The sequence below is a fragment of the Arthrobacter sp. SO3 genome (assembly GCF_020532825.1).
In the GTDB taxonomy this organism is placed as follows: Bacteria; Actinomycetota; Actinomycetes; order Actinomycetales; family Micrococcaceae; genus Arthrobacter.
Genome location: NZ_MQTS01000195.1, coordinates 1 through 5,471, shown reverse-complemented (window position 1 = coordinate 5,471; position 5,471 = coordinate 1). Strand labels below are relative to the sequence as shown.

The window sequence follows — 5,471 nt, the reverse complement described above, 5'->3', positions numbered from 1 at the left end:
CGCTGATCCTGGGGGTATCGCTTGGGCATAATCGCTATCCTTCACAAAAAAGGAAGCGGCATCAAACCCGGTACGGTTCAATGTGATTATGCGCGATGTGCGGGAAGAGCTCAGGGTGTGCGCCGTCTTCTATGGTCACCCCGGAGTTTTCGTAGACCCGTCGCACGAGTGTATTCGGATTGCTCGCGAGGAGGGTTATCGCGCAGTCATGCTTCCAGGCATCTCTGCGGAGGGCTGTCTGTACGCCGACATGGGTGTAGACCCAGGCGCTCACGGTTGCCTGTCATACGAAGCGACGGAGCTTGTCCTCGGCGAGCATAAGCTAGACCCGTCGTGCTCAGTGATCCTCTGGCAGGTTGATTCCTTTGGAGACCCCTCCTATCGCCCATTCAGTCATGACGGCCGCCACGTGCCGCTCTTGGTCGAGGCGCTCCTGACGTTCTACACGGCAGAGCAGCCTGGATTCTTATATCGCGCCCCTACGCTGGCTGTAGCCCGAGCAAAGATCCACCCCGTCCAACTGGGAGCACTAGCGGAAGAGTTACTCGCAAATCCGGGTCTCTCGACGTTGTACATCCCGCCCGCGACTCCTCCCACGTTCAACCTCGCCATGGCCGAGCGACTTGGCGTCAATGTCCGGCCGCATGTGCCCTGGAGGGATAGCTGATCGAGAGTGACGCTGAGATCGACGAGTGGCGTGCCTGGCCGGCAAAGCGCGTCAGCAATCCGGCCCGAGTAAAAGGGCAGCAACTTCGACATGCATTCCAACCCGACATTGGTTATTTCCCTGCTATTGACGTCCCGTCTGGAAGGCCTTACAACTCAATTCCACAGTTAGAGGGTTGGAGGCAATCGTGGCCGGACAACGGATTGGGTACGTGCGCGTAAGCACCTCGCCCGCTTCTTCGAGGGATAGGTGCGAAAGTGTCTGATTGCGACAGCATTGCCGGCGAGGTGGCGCGGCTGCGCGCCAGAATCTTGCATCTCAAGGACGAGGCGGGTGAGGCCTTGACACTCGAACAGCGGCAGTCTGCGCAAAGGTCGCTGCACATTGCTGAGCTCCAGTTGCAGGTTCGAGAACGCGACTTGGAAGCCTGTCTTTCCCGCGAGAACACGCTGCGCGACCCGCGAGTCTTCGGCTTCGAGGTCAACCAAGGGCTTGCCGAATACGAACTCGTGGCAGGAAAGGACACCCTCTTCCGTGTCTTCCTGGGCGTGCCGCCCGATGTACTAGCGCCGCCGCAGGTTGCCGCTGCGGCGATAAGTGACATTGTCATTGACGAACCGCTTTTCCGTACGTCAAGGCTGGACTATGCATCGCTGTCCGTCACCCGACCGGACGGCGTCACGTTTGAGGTACCCGCCAACCTGGGCAGCGGTCAGATCACGAACTTCAGCCGAAGCTACAACGAGTACGACAACGCAAACTTCTACGTTGACGGGGCAAGTCTGGCGAGCCCAGGGCACTACGAGGCGGTCGCCCGTTTCTACCGTGAAGGTAGCCTCGTAGGGAGCGTTAGCCTAGGTCGCCATGAGTTCTTGGCCACGAAGGACCTGCGACTGCTGATCGTCGTCGACACATGGCCTATGCCCGTAGCCGCTTGGAACACTCTCTTGGGAGCACTGGAGCACGTGCACCGGGCTTTCCCAGTCCGCGCTGGGATCGGCCCGCTGAACGGTGTCCGGCGTAACGGTCTGCGGTATGAGATGGAGCCGAATCCGTTCAACCCCGATTTCCCTGCTTGGGGTCCCCTGCGACAGCGCTTCGCTGACTTCAACGCCGCCCAGCAGACGCAAGGACATCCCGATCGAGTCGAGCACATCCTGAGCGTGCGAGTACAACAGCCTGGCGAACCTCCACGGGGTGGGGCTGCGAGTCCAGGCCCCGGAGCTTCCGTCGCGGGCGTAGTGCTCAACATCCTTCCCCGAGGTGATCTCACATTTGCCACGTTGATATCACAGGAGTTGGGTCACAACTTCCTCGGTAGCGCACACACTCCAGAGCCAGAAATACCGGATGCGTCGGCATTCGACTTGGTGGGGCGCCGTTCGATACGGCGACCGCAATCGATCATGTACGGGTTCTTCAGCGGCACGCCGAGCGAGGATGGCCTGCTCCTCCCCGGTGACTGGAGCACGATTCGACAAGGGCTGTTGGCGACCACATCAACGGGCAATGCGTAGATCCGCGCACGGGAGCGCACCCAGTCGCGTCTAGTAGGGCGTGTCTACTAATTCGGCTGGGTTCCGTTGAGAAGCTCGGCGGATACGTGCTCGTACTGTCCTGCCCCATGCCCAGTAGGAGCGGATCGTGCCGTTCATGTCCAGCTCCGGCGGGAAGTGAGGGCCCGTTCCGTGACTCCCCGCAGGTCGTGGAGGGGGGTGGTTCACCTGCCCGAATGCAGGTTCGCAGCGACGGGTGGACATCATCCTGCAGCTAAGCAACAGTTGGCCGCTTCGCAATCGCTGACAATGACTTCTCGCCGGTGTCCGGCACATAGAGCAAACTATCGAATACATACACCGATTGCGTGGTACTGGCGCCAACTCCTCCGGGACGACAATCAGCTCGCGCAGCTACCGGTCATTCACCAGCACATTGTAGAAATCAACACGATGCTTACTGTCAGGTTGCATACGGTCAAGCGAGCTCAGCCCAGGAGCTAAGCCGATTACGCCATCAGGCGAGGGTACTGAGGGTTTCGATTTCGGCCCATCCCTTACAGCCAACCGAAGCCGCCGCATGACCCGACTCGATATGTGTTGTAACCTGTGCGCCTCGAATCCCTAGGGATACGAGACGCGTCAGGAGCGCCACTCAGCGCAAAAGGATCAGGGCATTCCTGATTTGACTGAAACATGGCCAAGCGCGCAGTCAGAATTCGGTACGTCATCAACGACTTTGGATGGACAAGATTAAATGGGTGGAGCCATCGATTCAGCATCGGGGACGGCCGGCTCTATTTCTTGGGGAGCAGGGACCTCAGGATCGTACCGCCGCGGCTAGGAGTCGCGGTGTCCTCGTTGATGGCCCCCTCGAGAACTTGCAGTTCGGGGACCTTGATTCGTCCGAGAACGATCGCGCTGTCTACTTCTTCCTGAGCCTCTCGGGCCTTATGTGCCGCTCGCAGCGCGAGTACCAGCACTGAGAAAAGTCCAATCCCGCACACTCCCACTGCCAGAAGAAACTGGTCAGGGGGAAGCTGTAGTGCGGTAACGGTGGTGAGGATTAGTAAGGGTATGCACAGCCCGGAACGGAATTCGGATTCGCTCCTGGCCTTGTCAAACCGCTCGTAAGCTTTGTCATCCTTTTGGCCTAGGTCGACTGCCAGAAGAGCGCTTTCCGAGTGGATACGTCGAAGCAGTGCCGAGGCCAAATCCTTCTGTTCCGTACGCCCAGCCCTGTAGGCTCCAAAACTGCCTACCTGCGGCGGTTCCTTGCCGTCCGGCTGTTTACTTTTCAAGGCTTGACGTACTACCCGATTGTTCCACCGGCGCTCGAGGGATGACCTCAGGAATCGAGGCGAAAGACGAATCCACCACGGGTAAAGGATCCCCATCTTTGTGAGAGCTGGAATTTCGCGCACCAAATCCTTGGTCAGCTCCCCCACAGATTTCTTTCTCACGGCCCGCCCCACCTGATCCTGGATGAAGTCGAGAAGCCGAGACTCCCGCGTTTTGTCGCCTTCGCGTTCAGCCCTCTTCCTGTTGTGACGGTTGATACCGGCCAGCACTAGCAAGTGAAATGGGAATATAAGCCCGACCACATAGGCGAGAAAGGTGATGACAGCGAGTGTCGCCACCGGTCCGAGATAGTCGACAAGCGTAGCCACCTTCCCGGCCAGTGTGTCACCCGGCGCGACCTTCGCTATCTGCTCACCGATGAGCAACCAAACCGCGAATAGAAGCAGCATGCCGGCGCTCAAGGCGCTCTTAACGTCCCTGAGGTTGGACAAGAATCCGAGCATCGTGGCCCCTACAGGTTTTCAAGTTCAGCCCTTGGAGGTCGGGCGGAAAGGCGGAAGGAGTGACGCTCTCGGTCATTCCTCGTCCGAAGCTACTGCATCTCGCCGTTTTGCGCCCGTTCTTTCGGTGGTGCGGTCGCCTCCTAAGCTTGGAGCTAGCGCGTCATAGGCACTGACCGAGGGCAGCGGCCCGGTATCTTCCGGGAGCCCTGCGATGACCGCGGCCGGGTCGATGAGCCTACGCTGGGTAAGACTGACAACTCGTTGCACCTTCAACTCGCCTTGAGCACCGGGATGACAGTTCCGAACCGGACCCACCCAAGGAAGACATCGTGGCGTGTCCGCGGGCTTCGACCGCAACGACGTCTGCACTGACCGCACCGGTGGCCCAGCAGTACTTCATCGCAATCCTTCGAGTGGCGACGAATGTGCGGCTACCTTGTCTCGGCCTCATCCGGAACTTCTACCAGTTGGCTGGGCCAGCTCGTGATCTAAGGTCTTTTTCTCCACAAATCAGGCTCGTGCACCGTCCACTTTCCGGACCGGTCGAGGCGTCTGAGGGCTTCCTCCCTCTGTAGCCCTGGGCGGAGTACGATTCTCATCATTTCGGGCCATCCGTCTCCTTGGAAGCCGGCACGTCCGGGCACAAGACGATACTTTTTTCGATGCAGACGTGCGTGTCCATCGCGCCAGGAAAGATAAACCAGAAACTCTTGTGGGGCTGTGATCCTGTACTGCCGAGTTTCCCCTGCTGGAATTGTCCCCAGGCTTTGTAGGTCAAGGGAGAGTTTCGGGCCAGTCGCTAGAAGGGAAACTTGCAGTGCTGTGTTGGGTCCCTCGTTGTCCACGTCTATGACGCCGCTGTCCTCCGTGTATCGAAGAACGAGGTCTGCCCTGTCCCGGCCGTCTTCGCGCTCCACGGTCCTACGAACGTTCCAAAGCGTAATAACCAAAGAAGCGGCCGCCACAAGGACGGCCAAAACTGAGAGGACGTCGGCTAATTGCATTGATCGAGCATAACCATCCCGGAGCCGGTCGTGACGCCCAGGGTGGTCACCGACCGGGTCAAAAGCGTCAGGAACAACGGCCCGGAACTGATTGGTCCGGCTCCCTGAGTAATCAAGATTCTCGTGTCAGGTGAAGGCTCCCTGTGCGCGGAGCACCGTTGAGGTCAGGACTTCAGGGACGTCCTGATGGGTTGGGCATTCACTCTTCTTACGTTGTTTCCTCGGCGTCGCTGATGTATTCCAGGAGCCAGTGCGTGGAGAGCGGTTCCCGGCGGAGCGTGACAGTCCGGAGGGAGGAATGAGTGCCGGATCTGACCTGTACCCGCCAGAATTCGATGCTGACGAGGTCGCCGCTTCCGACGGCTGCTGTGCGTTGGGTGTCCCACCAGTCGTCCCTCCCGAACCAGTGCTGGGAATCTGTGTCGGGATCGACAAGCCAGATTGTCCCGTCGTGGCGGATGGCTAGGGGTTTACCTGCCGGATCCAGACGAACCTGGAG

3 protein-coding genes and 1 pseudogene are annotated in these 5,471 nt (G+C 59.2%); 1 reads left to right on the top strand and 3 read right to left on the bottom strand.

The window, feature by feature from the left end; all coding sequences use genetic code 11:
- The first annotated feature begins 924 nt into the window (after nucleotides 1-924).
- Nucleotides 925-2,184 carry a hypothetical protein gene (locus BJQ90_RS18495; RefSeq protein WP_226761666.1) on the top strand — a complete coding sequence of 420 codons (1,260 nt, stop codon included), beginning with the start codon at nucleotides 925-927 and terminating at the stop codon, nucleotides 2,182-2,184.
- Between the two features lie 776 nt (nucleotides 2,185-2,960).
- On the opposite strand, the gene BJQ90_RS18490 is transcribed toward BJQ90_RS18495, so the two are convergent.
- The 3 genes and pseudogenes from BJQ90_RS18490 to BJQ90_RS18480 form a co-directional block, all read right to left on the bottom strand.
- Nucleotides 2,961-3,968 carry a hypothetical protein gene (locus BJQ90_RS18490; RefSeq protein ID WP_226761665.1) on the bottom strand — a complete coding sequence of 336 codons (1,008 nt, stop codon included), beginning with the start codon at nucleotides 3,966-3,968 and terminating at the stop codon, nucleotides 2,961-2,963.
- Between the two features lie 72 nt (nucleotides 3,969-4,040).
- Nucleotides 4,041-4,347 (bottom strand): annotated as a pseudogene (locus BJQ90_RS18485) (IS21 family transposase); the annotation flags it as partial.
- Nucleotides 4,348-5,180: 833 nt separating this feature from the next.
- The coding region (locus BJQ90_RS18480; RefSeq protein WP_319004660.1) for a hypothetical protein at nucleotides 5,181-5,471 on the bottom strand (291 nt) is incomplete at its 5' end.

Excerpts from the sequence above, each read along its gene's own strand:
- BJQ90_RS18490 (WP_226761665.1), bottom strand. The coding sequence starts at position 3,968 with ATGCTCGGATTCTTGTCCAACCTCAGGGACGTTAAGAGCGCCTTGAGC.